Annotated in this window: 18 protein-coding genes; 15 read left to right on the top strand and 3 right to left on the bottom strand. The window is 71.6% G+C overall.

The annotated features are described in order from the left end of the window. Positions 1-49: 49 nt before the first annotated feature. Positions 50-1324 carry an alpha/beta hydrolase gene (locus tag ABZ396_RS23110; protein ID WP_358925433.1) on the top strand — a complete coding sequence of 425 codons (1275 nt, stop codon included), beginning with the start codon at positions 50-52 and terminating at the stop codon, positions 1322-1324. Next, entirely contained in the window at positions 1290-1832 is a 543-nt protein-coding gene (tsaE, locus tag ABZ396_RS23105; RefSeq protein ID WP_358925431.1) for a tRNA (adenosine(37)-N6)-threonylcarbamoyltransferase complex ATPase subunit type 1 TsaE, read from the top strand. The genes ABZ396_RS23110 and tsaE overlap by 35 nt, the downstream gene beginning before the upstream one ends. Positions 1833-2189: 357 nt before the next feature. On the opposite strand, the gene ABZ396_RS23100 is transcribed toward tsaE, so the two are convergent. Next, entirely contained in the window at positions 2190-2759 is a 570-nt protein-coding gene (locus ABZ396_RS23100) for a hypothetical protein (RefSeq protein ID WP_358925429.1), read from the bottom strand. 112 nt (positions 2760-2871) lie between these two features. Here ABZ396_RS23100 and tsaB point away from each other — a divergent pair, with 112 nt between their 5' ends. Genes tsaB through ABZ396_RS23080 form a run of 4 tightly spaced genes read left to right on the top strand, consistent with a single transcriptional unit; the run spans position 2872 to position 5384 of the window. Next, positions 2872-3528 carry a tRNA (adenosine(37)-N6)-threonylcarbamoyltransferase complex dimerization subunit type 1 TsaB gene (tsaB, locus tag ABZ396_RS23095; protein ID WP_358925427.1) on the top strand — a complete coding sequence of 219 codons (657 nt, stop codon included), beginning with the start codon at positions 2872-2874 and terminating at the stop codon, positions 3526-3528. Positions 3529-3545: 17 nt separating this feature from the next. Further along, on the top strand, positions 3546-4043 hold the full coding sequence (gene rimI / locus ABZ396_RS23090; protein WP_358925447.1) for a ribosomal protein S18-alanine N-acetyltransferase: 498 nt from the start codon (positions 3546-3548) through the stop codon (positions 4041-4043). Beyond that, positions 4036-5127 (top strand): tRNA (adenosine(37)-N6)-threonylcarbamoyltransferase complex transferase subunit TsaD, encoded by a 1092-nt coding sequence (gene tsaD / locus ABZ396_RS23085; RefSeq protein ID WP_358925426.1) that lies wholly within the window; start codon positions 4036-4038, stop codon positions 5125-5127. The genes rimI and tsaD overlap by 8 nt, the downstream gene beginning before the upstream one ends. Continuing rightward, on the top strand, positions 5124-5384 hold the full coding sequence (locus ABZ396_RS23080) for a hypothetical protein (RefSeq protein ID WP_358925424.1): 261 nt from the start codon (positions 5124-5126) through the stop codon (positions 5382-5384). The genes tsaD and ABZ396_RS23080 overlap by 4 nt, the downstream gene beginning before the upstream one ends. 101 nt (positions 5385-5485) lie before the next feature. Here the strand turns inward: ABZ396_RS23080 and ABZ396_RS23075 are convergent, their stop codons facing one another. Then, positions 5486-7783: a glycoside hydrolase family 3 N-terminal domain-containing protein gene (locus tag ABZ396_RS23075; RefSeq protein ID WP_358925422.1), complete on the bottom strand. Its 2298-nt coding sequence runs from the start codon at positions 7781-7783 to the stop codon at positions 5486-5488. A 104-nt stretch (positions 7784-7887) separates the two neighbouring features. On the opposite strand from ABZ396_RS23075, the gene ABZ396_RS23070 reads away from it, so the two are divergent. The 5 genes from ABZ396_RS23070 to ABZ396_RS23050 all read left to right on the top strand — a co-directional run bounded on the left by ABZ396_RS23070 (position 7888) and on the right by ABZ396_RS23050 (position 12356). Next, positions 7888-8919, top strand: a complete 1032-nt coding sequence (locus tag ABZ396_RS23070; protein WP_358925421.1) for a LacI family DNA-binding transcriptional regulator — start codon at positions 7888-7890, stop codon at positions 8917-8919. Between the two features lie 264 nt (positions 8920-9183). Then, on the top strand, positions 9184-10200 hold the full coding sequence (locus ABZ396_RS23065; RefSeq protein ID WP_358925445.1) for an LCP family protein: 1017 nt from the start codon (positions 9184-9186) through the stop codon (positions 10198-10200). 119 nt (positions 10201-10319) lie between these two features. Next, complete coding sequence (locus tag ABZ396_RS23060; RefSeq protein ID WP_358925419.1) at positions 10320-10676, top strand: YciI family protein; 357 nt, start codon at positions 10320-10322, stop codon at positions 10674-10676. Positions 10677-10719: 43 nt separating this feature from the next. Beyond that, positions 10720-12024 (top strand): RNA polymerase sigma factor, encoded by a 1305-nt coding sequence (locus ABZ396_RS23055; protein ID WP_358925417.1) that lies wholly within the window; start codon positions 10720-10722, stop codon positions 12022-12024. Further along, positions 12021-12356 carry a hypothetical protein gene (locus tag ABZ396_RS23050; RefSeq protein WP_358925415.1) on the top strand — a complete coding sequence of 112 codons (336 nt, stop codon included), beginning with the start codon at positions 12021-12023 and terminating at the stop codon, positions 12354-12356. Before ABZ396_RS23055 ends, ABZ396_RS23050 begins: the two co-directional genes overlap by 4 nt. Here the strand turns inward: ABZ396_RS23050 and ABZ396_RS23045 are convergent. Continuing rightward, positions 12334-13524: a class I SAM-dependent methyltransferase gene (locus ABZ396_RS23045; RefSeq protein ID WP_358925413.1), complete on the bottom strand. Its 1191-nt coding sequence runs from the start codon at positions 13522-13524 to the stop codon at positions 12334-12336. The genes ABZ396_RS23050 and ABZ396_RS23045 overlap by 23 nt on opposite strands. A gap of 90 nt (positions 13525-13614) precedes the next feature. Here ABZ396_RS23045 and ABZ396_RS23040 point away from each other — a divergent pair, with 90 nt between their 5' ends. The 4 genes from ABZ396_RS23040 to groL all read left to right on the top strand — a co-directional run bounded on the left by ABZ396_RS23040 (position 13615) and on the right by groL (position 18271). Next, positions 13615-14493: a polysaccharide deacetylase family protein gene (locus ABZ396_RS23040; RefSeq protein ID WP_358925411.1), complete on the top strand. Its 879-nt coding sequence runs from the start codon at positions 13615-13617 to the stop codon at positions 14491-14493. Next, positions 14490-15293 carry a polysaccharide deacetylase family protein gene (locus ABZ396_RS23035; protein WP_358925409.1) on the top strand — a complete coding sequence of 268 codons (804 nt, stop codon included), beginning with the start codon at positions 14490-14492 and terminating at the stop codon, positions 15291-15293. Before ABZ396_RS23040 ends, ABZ396_RS23035 begins: the two co-directional genes overlap by 4 nt. Before the next feature lie 919 nt (positions 15294-16212). Then, complete coding sequence (gene groES / locus ABZ396_RS23030) at positions 16213-16521, top strand: co-chaperone GroES (protein ID WP_004955293.1); 309 nt, start codon at positions 16213-16215, stop codon at positions 16519-16521. Between the two features lie 127 nt (positions 16522-16648). Next, the gene (groL, locus tag ABZ396_RS23025; protein WP_358925407.1) at positions 16649-18271 is read left to right on the top strand and encodes a chaperonin GroEL; all 1623 of its coding nucleotides are present in this window, start codon (positions 16649-16651) and stop codon (positions 18269-18271) included. Positions 18272-18405: the final 134 nt, after the last annotated feature.

The raw sequence follows: 18405 nt of genomic DNA, 5'->3' as shown, positions 1-18405 counted from the left end.
CCCGTATCACCGAACGAGCGAACTGCAGTACGGCGAAGAGGAGCGGTACGTGAGCGAGAGCAGTGCGGAGGCCGTAGCCGACGCCGCGGCGGCCGTCGCCTCCGCCACGGGGGTGATCGCCTCCGCCGCGGGGGTGGACGGGAGCTGGCGCAAGGTCACCGGTATCGCCGGGGCCGCCATAGGAGTGCTCGCCGCCGGGGCGGCCGCGGGGGTCGCCCTGGAGCGGATGACCGTCGGCCGCGGGATGCGCCGCAAGGCCCGGCTGGCCCTGGACTCTGCGGGACCGTACGGCACCCTGCGCGGCAAGCCCGGCAAGGCGATCGCCGACGACGGCACCGAGCTGTACTACGAGGTCGACGAGGTGGAACCTGACCTCGGCCCGGCCGTCTCCCCGCGCCGCCGCCGGCTCTTCGGCCGCAAGGCCCCCGCGCCCGTCACCGTCGTCTTCAGCCACGGCTACTGCCTCAACCAGGACTCCTGGCACTTCCAGCGGGAGGCCCTGCGCGGGGTCGTCCGCACCGTGCACTGGGACCAGCGCAGCCACGGCCGCTCCGGGCGTGGTGTCGCCCAGCACGAGGAGGGCATTGCGCTCACCATCGACCAGCTGGGCCGGGACCTGAAGGCCGTACTCGACGCGGCCGTGCCCGAGGGGCCGATCGTGCTGGTCGGGCACTCGATGGGCGGGATGACCGTGATGGCGCTGGCCGCCCACTATCCCGAACTGATCCAGAAGCGGGTCGTCGCCACCGCCTTCGTCGGCACGTCGTCCGGGCGGCTCGGCGAGGTCAACTTCGGGCTGCCGGTCGCCGGGGTCAACGCGGTCCGCTGGGCGCTGCCGGGCGTGCTGAAGGCGCTGGGGCAGCAGGCCGCGCTGGTGGAGAAAGGGCGGCGGTTCACGGCCGATCTCTTCGCGGGGATCATCAAGCGGTACTCGTTCGCGTCCCGGGAGATCGACCCGGCCGTCGAGCGGTTCGCCGAGCGGATGATCGAGTCCACTCCGATCGACGTGGTCGCCGAGTTCTACCCGGCCTTCTCCGACCACGACAAGACCGCCGCGCTCGCCTACTTCCAGGACATGCCGGTGCTGGTGCTGGCCGGGGTGCAGGATCTCGTCACGCCCAGTGAGCACAGCGAGGTCATCGCCGATCTGCTGCCCGAGGCGGAACTGGTGCTGGTCTCGGACGCCGGGCACCTGGTCATGCTGGAACACCCGGAGGTGGTCACCGACCGCCTCGCCGACCTGCTCACCCGCGCGGGTGCCGTGCCGGCAGGAGCTACGGTAAGTGGCTATGGAAGCACCAGCAGCACGGCACAGCCAGGCTGACGACCTGGCGGGGGCCGGGGCCGGCAACGGCACGGAGTTGATCGTTAACTCTCCCGGGCAGATGGGGGATCTGGGCCGCCGACTGGCCAAGTTGCTACGCGCCGGTGACCTCGTGATGCTCAGCGGGGAACTCGGCGCCGGCAAGACGACACTGACCCGCGGGCTGGGCGAGGGGCTCGGTGTGCGCGGGGCCGTCACCTCGCCGACCTTTGTGATCGCGCGTGTCCATCCGTCCCTCGGGGACGGGCCGCCGCTCGTCCATGTCGACGCGTACCGCCTGGGCGGCGGGCTCGACGAGATGGAGGACCTGGACCTCGACGTCTCACTGCCCGAGTCAGTGATCGTCGTGGAGTGGGGCGAGGGCAAGGTCGAGGAACTGACCGAGGACCGGCTCATGGTCCAGATCCACCGGGCGGTCGGGGACACGACCGACGAGGTACGGCATGTGACCCTCACGGGGCGCGGGGAGCGCTGGGCCGGAGTGGATCTGACGGTGCTGTCCGCCTGAGCGGCGACCTGGGCGGCCGCCGGCGCGGTGCGTTGGGCTGGGAACCGCGTGAACGTTCCGACGAGGTGTCGGCAAGATATTGCGTTTCGCGTCCCGGGCGTGGTCACATGGTACCCAGCCCGTAGTTAGGTCTACCTAACTTCGTCCGCCCCCGCACCTCAGGAGGCGTCCATGCCCGCGTCCCAGTCCAAGGAGCGGCGGCCCTTCGCCGCCGCCGGAGTTTCCATGCGCGAGCTTCTGGCGTCCTGTGCGGCGGCTGACGCGGTGTCCAGGCCGCCGAAAACGCCGGAAGTGCCTGCGAGGCCGGCTGAGCAGGGCCGTAAGGCCGCGTAGGCGTGGGGCCGGCCGGTAGGCGGGTCAGCGGATCACGACGACCTTCACCCCGATCGTCGCGAACATCCACATCGCGTCGCCGTCCGGACGGGTCTCGCGGATGCCGCCTGTTTTCACCGTCGGGTCGGGGGTTTCCGTCGCGCCGTTGCCGTTGCCGCTGACCGCGCTGAAGCCGATCGCCGAGCCGTCCTTCGTCGTGGTGAAGCGCACGACGTGTTCGATGGGGAGGCCGTCCGTGCCCGTGACCGCCTTGGAGCGGGACGTCACCCAGTAGGTGCCCAGGGCCGGATCGATCGTGCCGGGGTGCACCTTGAAGGTGCGCTCGACACGGTTGCGCTCGCTGACGAGCCAGACCCGGTCGTCGTCCACCGAGTACACCACCCGTTCACCCGTTCCGGAGCTGTTCGGCAGGGCAGAGGGGTGGCGCTGGTCCCGGGGTGCCTTGGACGCCGGTGCCCCCGGGGCGGGGCTCGACGCGGGCCTGCCGCCGAGGCCGGGCGGGACGGTGGCCGAGGCCTGATAGGCGAGGAGACCGACCGCCCCGACGGCCGCCGCGGTGAGGCCGGCCACGATTCCCGAGCTGGTCCCTGACACGTGCGCCACCTCTGACTCGCCGTATATGTCGTACTTCGTGCAGACCGTAGCAGCCAGTGACCGTCCGTCCCCGGCGGCCGTGCTCACGGCGCCGGAGCCGTAGGCTGTTCGCGTGCTCTTGCTCGCTCTGGATACCGCCACCCCCGCCGTCACCGTCGCGTTGCACGACGGTGCGGCCGTCATCGCCTCGTCGAGCCAGGTGGACGCGCGCCGGCACGGCGAGCTGCTGCTGCCGGCCGTCGACCGCGTTCTCGCCGAGGCCGGGGTCAAGCTGGACGCCGTCACCGGGATCGTCGTAGGCGTCGGTCCCGGTCCCTACACCGGCCTACGGGTCGGTCTGATGACCGCGGACACCTTCGGGCTCGCGCTGGGCGTGCCCGTGCACGGACTGTGCACGCTCGACGGGCTCGCCTACGCGGCCGGCGTCGAGAAGAGTCCGTTCGTCGTGGCGACCGACGCCCGCCGCAAGGAGGTCTACTGGGCGACGTACGCCGACTCGCGCACCCGGCTCACGGATCCGGCCGTCGACCGGCCCGCCGACATCGCCGAGCAGGTCTCCGGCCTGCCCGCCGTCGGGGCCGGCGCGATGCTCTACCCCGCCACCTTCCCGGTGGTGCGCGAACCCGAGCACGTCTCCGCGGCCGCCCTCGCCTCGCTCGCCGTCGAGAAGCTGGCCGCGGGCGAGGAGCTGTCCGCGCCCCGGCCGCTGTATCTGCGCCGGCCGGACGCCCAGGTGCCCAAGAACTACAAGGTGGTCACGCCGAAGTGACCGCACAGCTGCGCGAGATGCGCTGGTGGGACATCGACCAGGTCCTGGAGCTGGAGAAGAGCCTGTTCCCCGAGGACGCCTGGTCGCGGGGGATGTTCTGGTCCGAGCTGGCGCACGCGAGAGGCCCCGAGGCGACCCGGCGGTACGTGGTCGCCCTGGAGGACGACCGGGTCGTCGGGTACGCGGGGCTCGCCGCCCAGGGCGAACTCGGCGACGTCCAGACCATCGCCGTCGCCCGCGACCTCTGGGGCACCGGCCTCGGCGGACAGCTCCTCACCGAGCTGCTGCGGGCCGCGACCGCCTTCGAGTGCGCCGAGGTCATGCTGGAGTGCCGGGTCGACAACACCCGCGCCCAGAAGCTCTACGAGCGGTTCGGCTTCGAGCCCATCGGGTTCAGACGCGGCTACTACCAGCCGGGGAACGTGGACGCCCTGGTGATGCGCCTGACGACGAAACCAGGCAGTGGCCCCGCCGACGGACCCACCTCCGAACAAGGAACCGAGATCAATGGCTGACGAACCCCTGGTTCTGGGGATCGAGACCTCCTGCGACGAGACCGGCGTCGGCATCGTCCGGGGCACCACCCTGCTCGCCGACGCCATCGCCTCGTCCGTCGACGAGCACGCCCGCTTCGGCGGAGTGGTGCCCGAGGTGGCGTCCCGGGCGCACCTGGAGGCGATGGTTCCGACCATCGAACGCGCGCTGAAGGACGCCGGCGTGAGCGCGAAGGACCTGGACGGCGTCGCGGTCACGGCCGGCCCCGGCCTGGCCGGCGCGCTGCTGGTCGGCGTCTCGGCGGCGAAGGCGTACGCGTACGCGCTCGGCAAGCCCCTGTACGGCGTGAACCACCTCGCCTCCCACATCTGCGTCGACCAGCTGGAACACGGTCCGCTGCCCGAGCCGACGATGGCCCTGCTGGTGTCCGGCGGGCACAGCTCCCTGCTGCTCTCCTCGGACATCACCTCCGACGTACGGCCGCTCGGCGCGACCATCGACGACGCGGCCGGCGAGGCCTTCGACAAGATCGCCCGCGTGCTGAACCTGGGCTTCCCCGGCGGCCCGGTCATCGACCGCTACGCACGCGAGGGCGACCCGGCGGCGATCGCCTTCCCGCGCGGCCTCACCGGCCCGCGCGACCCGCTCTACGACTTCTCCTTCTCCGGTCTCAAGACCGCCGTGGCCCGCTGGATCGAGGCCAGGCGGGCGGCCGGCGAGGAGGTGCCGGTCCGCGATGTGGCGGCCTCCTTCCAGGAGGCGGTCGTGGACGTGCTGACCCGCAAGGCCGTACGGGCCTGCCGCGACGAGGGCGTCGACCACCTGATGATCGGCGGCGGTGTCGCCGCCAACACCCGGCTGCGCGCCCTGGCGCAGCAACGCTGCGAGGACGCCGGCATCCGGCTCCGGGTGCCGCGCCCCAAGCTGTGCACGGACAACGGCGCGATGGTGGCCGCCCTCGGCGCCGAGTTGGTCGCGCGCAACCGGGCCGCGTCCAGCTGGGACCTCTCGGCGGACAGCTCCCTGCCGGTGACGGACCCGCACGTCCCGGGCCACGACCACGACCATGTGCACGAGGTCAGCAAGGAGAACCTCTACTCGTGACGGTCGCGTTGATGTGGGAGGCGCGGGCGGTGGCGGGCCGGGGCGCGGAGCTGCTGACGTGGGCGCGGCGACAGAGCCTCCCGAAGGCTCCGCTGCGACGGGAGACCTTCCGGGCGCCGCAGGACCGGGTACTGGTGATCACCTGGTGGGACGGGTCGTACGACGACCCCGGCCTCCCCGAACTCGAGGACCCGCCGGAGGATCTGGTGACCCGCCCGGTGCACCGCTGGCGGTTCGAGTCGGCCGGCGTCGACTAGGACAGGCCCTGGCGCCTCGGCCACGTCCGTCGGATCCGGGTGTCGGTCGGATAACTCCATCCGCTTAGCGGGGTCCGTCGCCCAGCGCGCCCCGATTGCGCTCAGACCACCTCCGTCTCGCAGCGCAGCATCCGGTCCGGCCCCAACCGCCTTACCGGACCCGTCAGTCGCAGCCGTACCGCGCCCCGGACCTCCGCGCTCGAAGCTCCCGCCCGCAGCTCCAGGGCGCCCGGCTCCACCACCCGTGTCCCCTCCCGGTCCGTGAACGCCGAGAGGTCCGCGTGGAAGCGGAAGGTCACCCGGCGGGTCTCGCCCGGGGCCAGGTCCACGCGCCGGTAGCCGATCAGGCGGACGTCCGGGCGGGTCACCGACGCCACCGGGTCGTGCAGGTACAGCTGCACCACCTCCGCGCCGGCCCGCTCGCCCGTGTTGCGGACCGCCACGGTCAGGTCGTACGAACCGTCCGTGCCGATCTCGGCCGCGCCCCGCGACACCAGCTCCCACGCGAACGTCGTGTACGAGCGGCCGTGCCCGAACGGGTACAGCGGGGTCGGGTCCAGATTGCTGACCTCGCCCGCCAGGCCGAGCGGGGGCTGAAGGTAGGTCCAGGGCTGGCCTCCGGGCACCCGCGGGACACTGACCGGCAGCCTCCCCGACGGGTTGACGCGGCCCGACAGCACTCCCGCCACCGCCGGGCCGCCCTCCTCCCCGGGGAAGAACGCCTGCACCACCGCGCCCAGCCGGCCGTGCCAGCGGCCCAGCGCGTAAGGCCGGCCGGTGAGCAGGACCAGGACCACCGGGATGCCCGTCGAGAGCAGCGCGTCCAGCAGGTCGGCCTGAACGCCGGGCAGCGACAGGTCGGTGACATCGCAGCCCTCGCCCGAGGTGCCCCGCCCGAACAGGCCCGCCCGGTCGCCGAGCACCGCCACGCACACGTCCGCCTCCGCCGCGTGTGCCACCGCCTCCTCGAAGCCGGCGGTGTCCGGGCCGGAGACATCGCAGCCCTCGGCGAACGTCACCTTCGCGTCCGGGAGCTCGGCGCGCAGCGACTGCAGGAGCGTCGGGACGGAGATGCCGAGGTCCACCTCCGGGTGGTGGGTCAGGACGTGGGACGGGAAGGAGTAGCAGCCGAGCATGGCCAGGGCATCGGCCGCCCGTGGGCCCACCACCGCCATGCGGGTGTCGGGGGCCAGGGGGAGCACGCCGTCGGGGTTGTCCAGCAGGACCACGGACTCCTCGGCGAGGCGGCGGGCCAGGCCGCGGTTCGCCGCAGAATCGAGATCGACGGGTCCGGCCGGTTCCGGGTCCCAGTCCTCGTCCAGCAGTCCCGACTCGCACTTCTGGAGCAGGACCCGGCGGGCCGCCCGGTCCACCAGGGACTCGGGGATCGTGCCCTCCCGCACCGCCGCCACCAGCGGGCGGCCGTAGCACTTCAGCGTCGGCAGTTCGACGTCGATGCCCGCCGCGAGGGCGAGACGGGCCGCCTCCGCCTCCGTGCCCGCCACCCGGTGCAGGGTCTGGAGGAAGCCGATGCCGAAGTAGTCCGCGACCACGGTTCCCGTGAAGTCCCATTCCTCGCGGAGCAGTTCGGTCAGCAGACGGGGGTCGGCGGACGCCGGCACCCCGTCCGTCTCGTTGTACGCCGCCATCACCGAACGGGCCCCGCCCTCGCGCAGCGCCATCTCGAACGGGGGCAGGGTGACGTCCGCGAACTCCCGTACCCCCGCCCGGACCGGGGCCAGATTGCGGGCTCCGGCGGAGGAGGCGTACCCGGCGAAGTGCTTCAGCGTGGCGATGATCCCGGCCGACTCCAGGCCCCGGACGTATGCCGTGCCGATCGTGCCCACCAGATACGGGTCCTCGCCGATCGTCTCCTCGACCCGCCCCCAGCGCGGGTCGCGGACCACGTCCAGGACGGGGGCCAGGCCCTGGTGGACGCCGACCGAGCGCAGATCAGCACCGATGCTCCGGCCCAGTTCCTCGACCAGCGGCGGGTCGAAGGCCGCGCCCCAGGCCAGCGGGACCGGGTAGGCCGTCGCCTGCCAGGCCGTGAAGCCGGCCAGGCACTCCTCGTGGGCGATCGCCGGGATACCGAAACGGCCGGCGGCGGTGATCCGGCGCTGGGCGCGGGCCAGCGCTCGCGCGCCCAGCGCCGGGACCACCGGGGCGGTGCCGAAGGAGCGGGTCAGCTGGCCGAGGCCGAGGGTGATCAGCTCGTCCCAGTCGTCGTCGGCGGTCATCTCGCGTTGCAGCGGGGCGACTCCGTCGCCGTCCGTGGTGGCGCCCACCCACACGCCGTAGAGCTGGGCGGTCTTCTCCTCCAGGGTCATCCGGGGGAGCAGGTCGTCGACCCGGGCGGCGGCGGGCAGTGCGGGGTCTCGCCAAGGAGCGGTGGTCATGAAACTCCCGTCCCGAATGTTTCGTACAACACACCGAATGTTCCGGGAACCTATGGCGTGCGCAGGTCTTCGTCAAGGGGGAGTGCGGGGATACGATCGCGGGCATGACGCCTCCGAAGCCCGCAGAAACGCAGACGGCGACGCTCGCCGAAATCGCCCGTGAGGCCGGCGTGTCCGCTCCGACTGTTTCGAAGGTCCTCAACGGCCGCGCCGACGTCGCCCCCGCGACCCGCACCCGTGTCGAGGACCTGCTGCGCGCCTACGGCTACCGGCGGCGCCGCGCAGAGGCCTCCCGGTCGCCGCTGATCGACCTGGTCTTCCACGAGCTGGAGAGCGCCTGGGCGATGGAGGTCATCCGGGGGGTGGAGAACGTGGCCCGGGACGCCGGGCTGAGTGTGGTGCTCAGTGAGAGCGCCGGGCGGCTCACTCCGGGGCGGACCTGGGCCGACCAAGTCGCAGCGCGGCGGCCGCACGGCGTGGTGCTGGTGCTGTCGGGGCTGGACGAGTCGCAGCGGGCGCTGCTGATGAGCCGGTCCATTCCGTTCGTGGTGATGGATCCGGCGGGGGACCCCGGGCCCGACGTCCCGTCGATCGGGGCCACGAACTGGCAGGGGGGCCTGGCCGCCACCCGGCACCTCGTCGAGTTGGGGCACCGGCGCATCGGGGCCATCAGCGGGCCCTCGCGGATGATGTGCAGCCGGGCCCGGGTGGACGGGTACCGGGCCGCGCTGGAGACCGCCGGGCTGCCCGTCGACCAGAGCCTGGTCAAGGCCGGGGACTTCCACCACGACGCCGGCTACCGGCTCGGCCTGGAGCTGCTGCGCATGCCGGACCGGCCCACCGCCGTCTTCACCGGCAACGACCTGCAGGCCATGGGGCTGTACGAGGCCGCGCGCGAGCTGGGGCTGCGGATCCCGGAGGACGTGAGCGTCGTGGGGTTCGACGATCTGCCGGTGGCCCGCTGGGTGGGCCCGCCGCTGACGACCGTACGGCAGCCGCTCACCGAGATGGCAGAGGCGGCGGCGCGGCTGGTGCTGGAGATGGGGCGGGCCGAGGAGGCCACCACCGCGACCCGGGTGGAGCTGGCGACCAGCCTGGTGGTGCGGTCGAGCACGACGGCGCCGGCCGGGAAGTGACGCCGGCGGCCGGAAGCCGGCGTGTTGACGGGCGGCGTGGCCACCTCCACACTCCTCCGAAGTCAATCGGTTGCGCGACCGAAACTTTCGGAAGGCGCGAACGCCGCCTATAACGCCGCCCGTCACCTTGGCCTGAATCCGGCCTCAGAAGAGTGAGATTTTCCGAAGAAAACGTCTTTGCCGTGCTCGTGCTAACAGTCCCCTAATAATTCGGACTTACGTTCCTGTCTTGTGACGGGACACGAGGAGCAAGGCGGCGCGGGCATGCGGGTGGGCCGGCGGTCCAGAGGGCTGAAGATCGTCGGCCTCGCCCTGGCGGGGGTCATGACGCTGGGGATCGCGGGCGCGGGGTGGGTCTACTGGCACCTCAACGACAACATCAAGAGCGTCGACATCAACAGCGCGCTCGGCGACGACCGTCCGGCGAAGGCGGTGACCACGCCGACGGCCACCGCGTCCGCCTCGCCGCTGCCGACCGGTTCCGTGAACGTCCTGGTGCTGGGCTCGGACTCGCGCAGCGGCAAGGAGAACCAGAAACTCGGCGGCGGCGACAACTCGGGCGCCCGCTCCGACACGGCGATGGTCGTCCACATCGACGCGGGCCGCACCGAGGCGACCGTCGTCAGCATCCCGCGCGACACGCTGGTCACCCGCCCTGCCTGCCCGCTGTCCTCCGGCGGCTCGACGTCCGTCGCCCACAACGCGATGTTCAACAGCGCCTACTCGATGGGCGGGGCGGTGTGCGCGGTGAAGACGGTCGAGTCGATCACCGGCGTACGGATGGACCACTATCTGGAGATCGACTTCTCCGGCTTCGCGAAGCTGGTGGACGCGCTGGGCGGGGTGACCGTGACCACCGACCAGGACATCGACGACAACGACAGCCATCTGCACCTGAAGAAGGGCACCCACCACCTCGACGGCACCACGGCCCTGGCGCTGGCCCGCACCCGGCACGGCATAGGCGACGGCAGCGACCTCGGCCGGATAGGCCTCCAGCAGAAACTGGTGAAGGCCCTGCTGGACCAGATGGCCTCCATCAGTCTCCTGAGCAACCCGGCCAAGCTCTACGAGGTCGCCGACGCGGTCACCTCCAGCCTCACCACCGACACGGGCCTGGACTCGCTCAGCGAACTGATGCGCCTCGGCCAGAGCCTCAAGGGCCTGACCTCGGACCACGTCAGGACGGTGATGATGCCCGTGCGGACCGCTCCCTCCGATCCCAACAGGGTGGTGGCGGAGGAGCCGGAGGCGAGCGAACTGTGGGACTCGCTGAAGTAGCGGGATCCTCGCCGGAAAAATACTTCGGGGAATTCGGCGTGCGTGTCGATCCCGGGGCGGGTCGTTCGACGCAAGGGTGAGATGCGGGGAGAGACCCCGCAGGAACCCGAGGAGTCACCATGCCCCGTTACCTGTCGCTCGTGCGGATCGACGAGGCCGCCGCCCCCGCCGAGGGGCCCAGCGAGGCGCTGATGCAGCGGATGGGCGAGCTGATCGAGGAGATCACCAAGGCCGGCGTGATGCTGGACACCGCAGGGCTCACGCCCACCGCCCAGGGCACCCGGGTGCACTGGGAGGGCGGGAAGATCTCCGTCACCGACGGGCCGTTCACCGAGTCCAAGGAGGTCATCGGCGGTTACGCGATCATGCAGTGCAAGGACAGGGCCGAGGCCCTGGAGTGGACCAAGCGGTTCCTCAAGGTGCACGAGGAGTTCTGGACGGTGACCTGCGAGGTGCGGGAGATCGCGGAGGGCTGACCCTCCTGGCGTACCGCCGTCCGGGGGTGTCGAATGGGGGGCTGTGAGACCACAGCCCTCCGCCGACGCCGATCCCCGGCACGCCATCGAGACCGTCTTCCGCCTGGAGTCGCCCCGCGTGATCGCCGGCGTCGCCCGGATCGTCCGGGACGTCGGCATCGCGGAGGAACTGGCGCAGGACGCGCTGGTCGCCGCGCTCGAGCAGTGGCCGCGGGACGGGGTGCCCGACAACCCGGGCGCCTGGCTCATGACCACCGCCCGCCATCGTGCCGTCGACCTGGTCCGGCGCCGGGAGAACTACGCCCGCAAGCTGGCGGAGATCGGCCGCGGCATGGAGACGGCCGCCCCGCCGGAGGAGCCCGCCGACCCGGACGACATCGACGACGACCTGCTCCGCCTGGTCTTCACCACCTGCCACCCGGTGCTGTCGCCGGAGGCCCGCACGGCCCTCACCCTGCGCCTCCTCGGCGGTCTGAGCACGGCCGAGATCGCCCGCGCCTTCCTCGTCCCCGAGCCGACGATCGCCCAGCGCATCGTCCGCGCCAAGCGCACCCTCGCCGCGAGGAACATCGCCTTCGAGGTGCCGTACGGCCCCGACCGCGAGGCCCGGCTCGGTTCCGTCCTCGACGTCATCTACCTGATCCACAACGAGGGGTACGCGGCCACGGCGGGCGACGACTGGCTGCGCCCGTCGCTGTGCGAGGACGCGCTGCGGCTGGCCCGCGTCCTGTCCTCCCTGATGCCGAAGGAACCGGAGGTCCACGCCCTCACCGCGCTCCTCGAATTCCAGTCCTCCCGTACGGCCGCCCGCACCGGCCCCGACGGCGAGCCGGTCCTCCTGAGGGACCAGAACCGCCGCCGCTGGAACCGCATGCTCATCGCCCGCGGGATCAGGGCGCTCGCCCGCGCGGAAGCCACCGCGACGGGGGCCCCGGGGCCGTACGTCCTCCAGGCGGCCATCGCGGCCTGCCACGCGCACGCGTACACGTACGAGGAGACGGACTGGACGGCCATCGCCACCCTGTACGGTCTGCTGGCCGCCCGGTCCCCGTCCCCGGTCGTCGAGTTGAACCGGGCGGTGGCCGTGTCGATGGCGGACGGCCCGGCGGCGGCCCTGGCGATCGTGGAACCGCTGACGGCAGAACCCGCCCTGCGGGACTACCACTTGCTGCCCAGCGTGCGCGGCGACCTGCTCGCACGTCTCGGGCGTACGACGGAGGCCCGCGCGGAGTTCGAAAGGGCGGCGGGGCTGGCACGCAACGAGCGGGAGCGGGAGTTGCTGCTGGCCAGAGCGCTGGAGCCGACGCCGGCACCTGGCGGGACGCGGTCTCCGCGGGCTCGGCGATGAACATCTACGGGCCCGTGCTGTGGACCTCCCGGCCCGCCCCGTCCGACGAGGCCAAGAGCTGTCTGCTGCGCGAGTCCGCCGGCACCCAGGCCGCGATCGCCTTCGGTGACACCGGCTCGGTCACGACAGGCGCGCTGAACACGGCCGGCTCGTCGATCAGCGCGAGCGGGAACGACTTCGTGCACCGGCCGTACTGCAACGGCGTCGCCTCGACCGCGAGCACGTTCCGGCTGCGCACGGACGCCGGTGACCCCGTCTCGGCCGCCGCCAAGTCCGGCCGGCCGGCGGCCGGGCCGAAACTCGGCTCGCTCAGGACGGCTCAGCACCAGTAGCCGGTGCGGGGGCGCCGACGAGCATGGTCGGCGCCCCCGCCACCCGGGTCAGGAACACGGTCGCCGCGTTCGGCCCCTGCGGCTTGACCTTCCTGCGCAACTCCTCCGGCTCCACCGCCGACCCGCGCTTCTTCACGGTCAGCGTGCCGACCTCGCGCTCGCGCAGCAGTGCCTTCAACTTCTTCACGTTGAAGGGGAGTTGGTCGGTGATCTCGTACGGCGTCGCGTAGGCGGTGGCGCGGAGTCCGTCGGCGGTGATGTACGCGATCGTCGGGTCGACGAGCCCGCCGTCCAGCTCCTCGGCGACCTCGGCGACCAGATGGGCGCGGATGACGGCGCCGTCCGGCTCGTACAGGTACCGCCCCACGGGACGGACCCGGGGATCGGGCAGGCCCCTGCCGAGCAGCGTGCGCGGGCCGGGCAGGAGGGTGGCGCGGATCGCCCCCGGCGCCGTCCCGAACCACAGGACCGCCTCCTTCACATCGCCCGCGTCCGAGATCCACTCCGCCTCGGCGTCCGCCGGGACCGCCTCGTGCGGGACGCCGGGGGCGATCTTCAGCGCGGCGGTGTGCGAGGCCCTGCGGGCCGCCTCGACCGCCCAGGACAGGGGCGGTGAGTAGGCCTCCGGGTCGAAGATGCGGCCGCGGCCGCCGCGCCGGGCCGGGTCGACGAACACGGCGTCGTAGCCGTCCGTGTTCACCTCCGTGACGTCGGCCTCCCGCACCTCGATCAGGCCGGCGAGTCCCAGCGCGTCGGCGTTCGCCCGCGCCGCGGCCGCCGTCACCGGGTCCCGGTCCACCGCGAGCACCCGGATCCCCGCCCGCGCGAGGGCGATGGCGTCGCCCCCGATGCCGCAGCACAGGTCGGCGACCGAGGTCACCCCGAGCTCCTTCAGCCGCTCCGCCCGGTACGAGGCGACGCTCGCCCGCGTCGACTGCTCGACCCCGTTCGGTGTGAAGAACATGCGGTCCGCGTCCGCGTCGCCGAACTTCGCCACCGCCCGCTGCCGCAGCCGGGCCTGGGTGAGCGCCGCCGACACCAGCTCGGCGGGGTGCTCGCGGCGCAGCCGGGTCGCCACGGCGAGTTCGTCGGCGGGCGCGGTGCCGCGCACCTCGGCGAGGAGGGCGCGGCCCTCGGGCGTGAGGAGGGGGGCGAGGAGGTCGTTCACCGGGTCATTGTCGGCCAGTCGGTGGATGGTTCGCCTCCGGCGGCGGTGTCGGCGCCGGTTACGGGGGAGGGCCTGGAAGGATCCGGCACCATGCGAGTAGTCGTACAAAATGACAAAAAAGGGTTGATGGTGGGCACGGCGGGCCTGCTGGCCGCGGCCGCCCTGATGTCCGGCTGCGCGGGGCCAGACGCCGGCTCCACTGCCCGTCCCGCCGCCGGCCAGCAGCCGCACCGTGCCCCCGACTCCCACGCCGCCCTGGTCGCCGCCGCCAGGCACTGGGGCCTTGACGCGGTCCCGCTGCGGCCGCCGGCTCCGCCGAAAGTGAAGCCGAGGATCACCGCGCGCGGCGGCTTCGAGGTGGACGGGCAGGAAGAGGAGGACCTGCCCCCGGTCTTCACCACGATCCCGACCAGACAACGGGTCGTCTTCCTCACCATCGACGACGGCTGGAACAAGGACCCGCGGTTCCTCCGGATGATGAGCGACCTGCGGATCCCCTACACCGCCTTCCTCAGCAACTACCTGATCAAGGACGACTACGGCTACTTCCGCACGATGCAGGCCGAGGGCCACACCCTCAACAACCACACCCTGACCCACCCCTACCTGCCGGGCCTGTCCTACGACGAGCAGAAGGACGAGATCTGCGGCATGCAGGCGATCATGAAGAAGCAGTTCGGCAAGGCACCGACGGTCTTCCGCCCGCCCTACGGCAACTACAACGGCGACACCCTGCGCGCCGCCAAGGCCTGCGGTATCAAGTACGCGCCGATCTGGGACGAGGAGGTGTTCGTCGACCACTGGGAGTACCGCGAGTGGGACCGCGGCCTGCACCCCGGTGACATCGTGCTCACGCACTTCCGCGGTCGGGACGACTGGGACGGCACGATGGTCGACGACATGCGCCGCTTTCTGAACAAGGTCACGCGCGAGGGCTATGCGGTGGCGCGCCTGGAGGACTACCTGTGAGCCGTCCGAGGGCGGCGGCCGCGATCCTGACCGCCGCCCTCCTGCTGTCGGGCTGCGCCCAGTCCGTCGACCCGATCGAACGGCTGGGCAAGAAGGCGGCCGACCGGGTACGAGCGCACGGCCCGGCCGGCGAACAGCGGTACCGTCACTGGGGCCTGAGCGCGCCCCTCCCTCCGGCGCCGCACCCCCCACCTCACCCGCTCTCCCTCCGCACGACTCTCCCCCCGGTCGTCGACCACATCCCCACCGCCGACAAGGTCGTCTTCCTCACCTACGACGACGGCGCCGAGAAGGACCCCCGGTTCGTGGACATGGTCCGTGAACTGCGCCTCCCGGTGAGCATGTTCCTCACGGACAGCGTGGTCGGCCCCGGCTACGGCCACTTCGCCCGCCTCCAGGAGGTCGGTGCGAGCGTCCAGAACCACACCCTCGACCACGCGGCCCTCCCCGGCCTGCCGTACGCCGGCCAGCGTGCCGAGATCTGCGGCCAGCAGGACAAACTGAAGTCCCGCTTCGGCATCCGCCCGCGCCTCTTCCGCCCGCCCTACGGCACGTACGACACAACCACCCTCCGCGCGGCGGCCGACTGCGGAGTGACGGCGGTGGTCCTGTGGCGGGCGGCGATGACGGCGGACAGCATCACCTACGAAAATGGCGAGAAGCACCTGCTCCCCGGCGACATCGTCCTGGTCGGCCCGGACGAGGCCACCGGCCCGACCCTACGAGAGCGCACGGCACGCCTGCTCCGCCGCGTACAGGCAAGCGGCCTGACGGTGGGACGCCTGGAGGACTACCTGTAGCCGAAGGCGACCCGACACCAAGACCAGCCGACCAGCCGATCGCCGCGAGGGCGCTCTGCATGGCATATCAGCCCGGTCCGGCGCCCGCGGAGAACGGCGCTCGGCCACGAGCATCGCCCGGTCGGGTGTCTGCGGAGGACGGTGCTCAGCCACGAGGATCGGCCCGTCTCCGGCGTTCGGCGACGATGGAGCTAGCCACGCGTATCAGCCGGTTCGGTGTCCCCGGAGGACGGCGCTCGGCCACGACCATCGGCCGGTCCGGCGCCCGCGGGGGATGGCACTCAGCCATGCGTATCAGCCGGTCTGGTGTTCGCGGAGGACGGCACTCGGTCACGCGTATCGACCCGCCCGGTGTCCCCGGAGGTTGGCGCTCGGCCACAAGCGCCGGCCGGTCCGGCGTTCGGTGACGATGGCGCTCAGCAACGGCTAGCAGCCCGTCCGGTGTCAGCGGAGGTTGGCGCTCGGCCACATGCGTCGGCCCGTCCCGCCTTCGACGACGATGCCGCTGGCCACCCGTATCAGCCGGTTCGGTGTCCCCGGAGGAGGGCGCTCAGCCACAAGCATCGGCCGTCCGGTGTCAGCGGAGGACGGCGCTCGGCCACAACTGTCAGCCTGTCCGGCAACTATCAGCCCGCCGGCGTTTGAGGACGAGGCCGTCCAGGCCGAAGCGGGGGGCTGGGGGCGGCAGCCCCCGGGGGCGGTCGCCGCGGCTCCGGTCACCCAATTTCGGCGCCGCGCCGCAGGCAATTGGCACTCCGCTTGACCGAGTGCTAATCGCGGTCATAGTCTCAGCATTGGCACTCGGCAGATGAGAGTGCCAACAAGCGACGGGCAGGTCCGGCACCCGCGACGACGGATCGACCTGGTCGCCACCTCAGACAGTTAACCCCGTGAGATCTCCGAAGGGGGAGGTCGGATCGTGACGACCGCCAGCTCCAAGGTTGCCATCAAGCCGCTCGAGGACCGCATTGTGGTCCAGCCGCTCGACGCCGAGCAGACCACGGCCTCTGGCCTGGTCATCCCGGACACTGCGAAGGAGAAGCCCCAGGAGGGCGCCGTCCTCGCTGTGGGCCCGGGCCGTTTCGAGAACGGCGAGCGCCTGCCGCTCGACGTCAAGGTCGGCGACGTCGTGCTGTACAGCAAGTACGGCGGCACCGAGGTGAAGTACAACGGTGACGAGTACCTCGTCCTCTCGGCTCGCGACGTGCTCGCGATCATCGAGAAGTAAGCCTGCGACTTACCACCTCAAGCACTCCGCTTGAAGCTGCGCCCCTGGCCCCCGCGATTCTCCGAGAAGCCGGGCGCCAGGGGCGCAGTCTTGTTCACCCGAGAATTCCGAGAGGGCTCCCGCTGCCATGGCGAAGATCCTGAAGTTCGACGAGGACGCCCGTCGCGCCCTTGAGCGCGGCGTCAACAAGCTTGCCGACACCGTCAAGGTGACGATCGGCCCCAAGGGCCGCAACGTCGTCATCGACAAGAAGTTCGGCGCCCCCACCATCACCAACGACGGTGTCACCATCGCCCGCGAGGTCGAGATCGAGGACCCGTACGAGAACCTCGGCGCCCAGTTGGTGAAGGAGGTGGCGACCAAGACCAACGACATCGCGGGTGACGGTACGACCACCGCCACCGTGCTGGCCCAGGCGCTCGTCCGCGAGGGCCTGAAGAACGTCGCCGCCGGCGCCTCCCCGGCCGCCCTGAAGAAGGGCATCGACGCCGCCGTCGCCGCGATCTCCGAGGAGCTCCTCGCCTCGGCCCGCCCGATCGACGAGAAGTCCGACATCGCCGCCGTCGCCGCGCTGTCCGCCCAGGACCAGCAGGTCGGCGAGCTCATCGCCGAGGCGATGGACAAGGTCGGCAAGGACGGTGTCATCACCGTCGAGGAGTCCAACACCTTCGGTCTGGAGCTGGACTTCACCGAGGGCATGGCCTTCGACAAGGGCTACCTGTCGCCGTACTTCGTGACGGACCAGGAGCGCATGGAGGCCGTCCTGGAGGAGCCCTACATCCTCATCCACCAGGGCAAGATCTCCTCCATCGCGGACCTGCTCCCGCTGCTTGAGAAGATCATCCAGGCCAACGCCTCGAAGCCGCTGCTGATCATCGCCGAGGACGTCGAGGGCGAGGCGCTCTCCACCCTCGTCGTCAACAAGATCCGCGGCACCTTCAACGCGGTCGCGGTCAAGGCCCCCGGCTTCGGCGACCGCCGCAAGGCGATGCTGGAGGACCTGGCGACCCTCACCGGCGCCACGGTCATCTCCGAGGAGGTCGGCCTCAAGCTCGACCAGGTCGGCCTGGACGTGCTGGGCTCCGCCCGCCGCGTGACGGTCACCAAGGACGACACCACGGTCGTCGACGGCGCCGGTGACCCCGCTGCTGTCGCCGGCCGTATCGCCCAGATCAAGGCCGAGATCGAGAACACCGACTCCGACTGGGACCGCGAGAAGCTCCAGGAGCGGCTCGCGAAGCTGGCCGGCGGCGTGTGCGTGATCAAGGTCGGCGCCGCCACCGAGGTGGAGCTGAAGGAGAAGAAGCACCGTCTGGAGGACGCCATCTCCGCGACCCGCGCCGCGGTCGAGGAGGGCATCGTCTCCGGTGGTGGCTCCGCGCTCGTCCACGCCGCGAAGGTGCTGGAGGACGGCCTCGGCAAGACCGGCGACGAGGCCACCGGTGTCGCCGTCGTCCGCCGCGCGGTCGTCGAGCCGCTGCGCTGGATCGCCGAGAACGCCGGCCTGGAGGGCTACGTCATCACCTCCAAGGTCGCCGAGCTCGAGAAGGGCCAGGGCTTCAACGCCGCCACCGGCGAGTACGGCGACCTGGTCAAGGCCGGCGTCATCGACCCGGTCAAGGTCACCCGCTCCGCCCTGGAGAACGCGGCCTCCATCGCCTCCCTGCTCCTGACGACCGAGACCCTGGTCGTCGAGAAGAAGGAAGAGGAGGAGCCGGCCGCCGGTCACTCCCACGGTCACGCCCACTGAGGCAACGCCCCAGTCGACGAAGAAGCCCCCGTCCCCGGTCGTCCGCCGGGAACGGGGGCTTCTCCCCTCGCGGGCTCTTCCTACTGTCGTACTACTTCTGGCTCCCGTACTACCTTTTCCGCTCCCGTACTGCC

Origin of the sequence: Streptomyces sp. NPDC005866 (assembly GCF_040629895.1) — a bacterium.
In the GTDB taxonomy this organism is placed as follows: Bacteria; Actinomycetota; Actinomycetes; order Streptomycetales; family Streptomycetaceae; genus Streptomyces.
The sequence above is the reverse complement of the archived record's forward strand: the minus strand, read 5'-3'. Positions and strand labels throughout refer to the sequence as shown.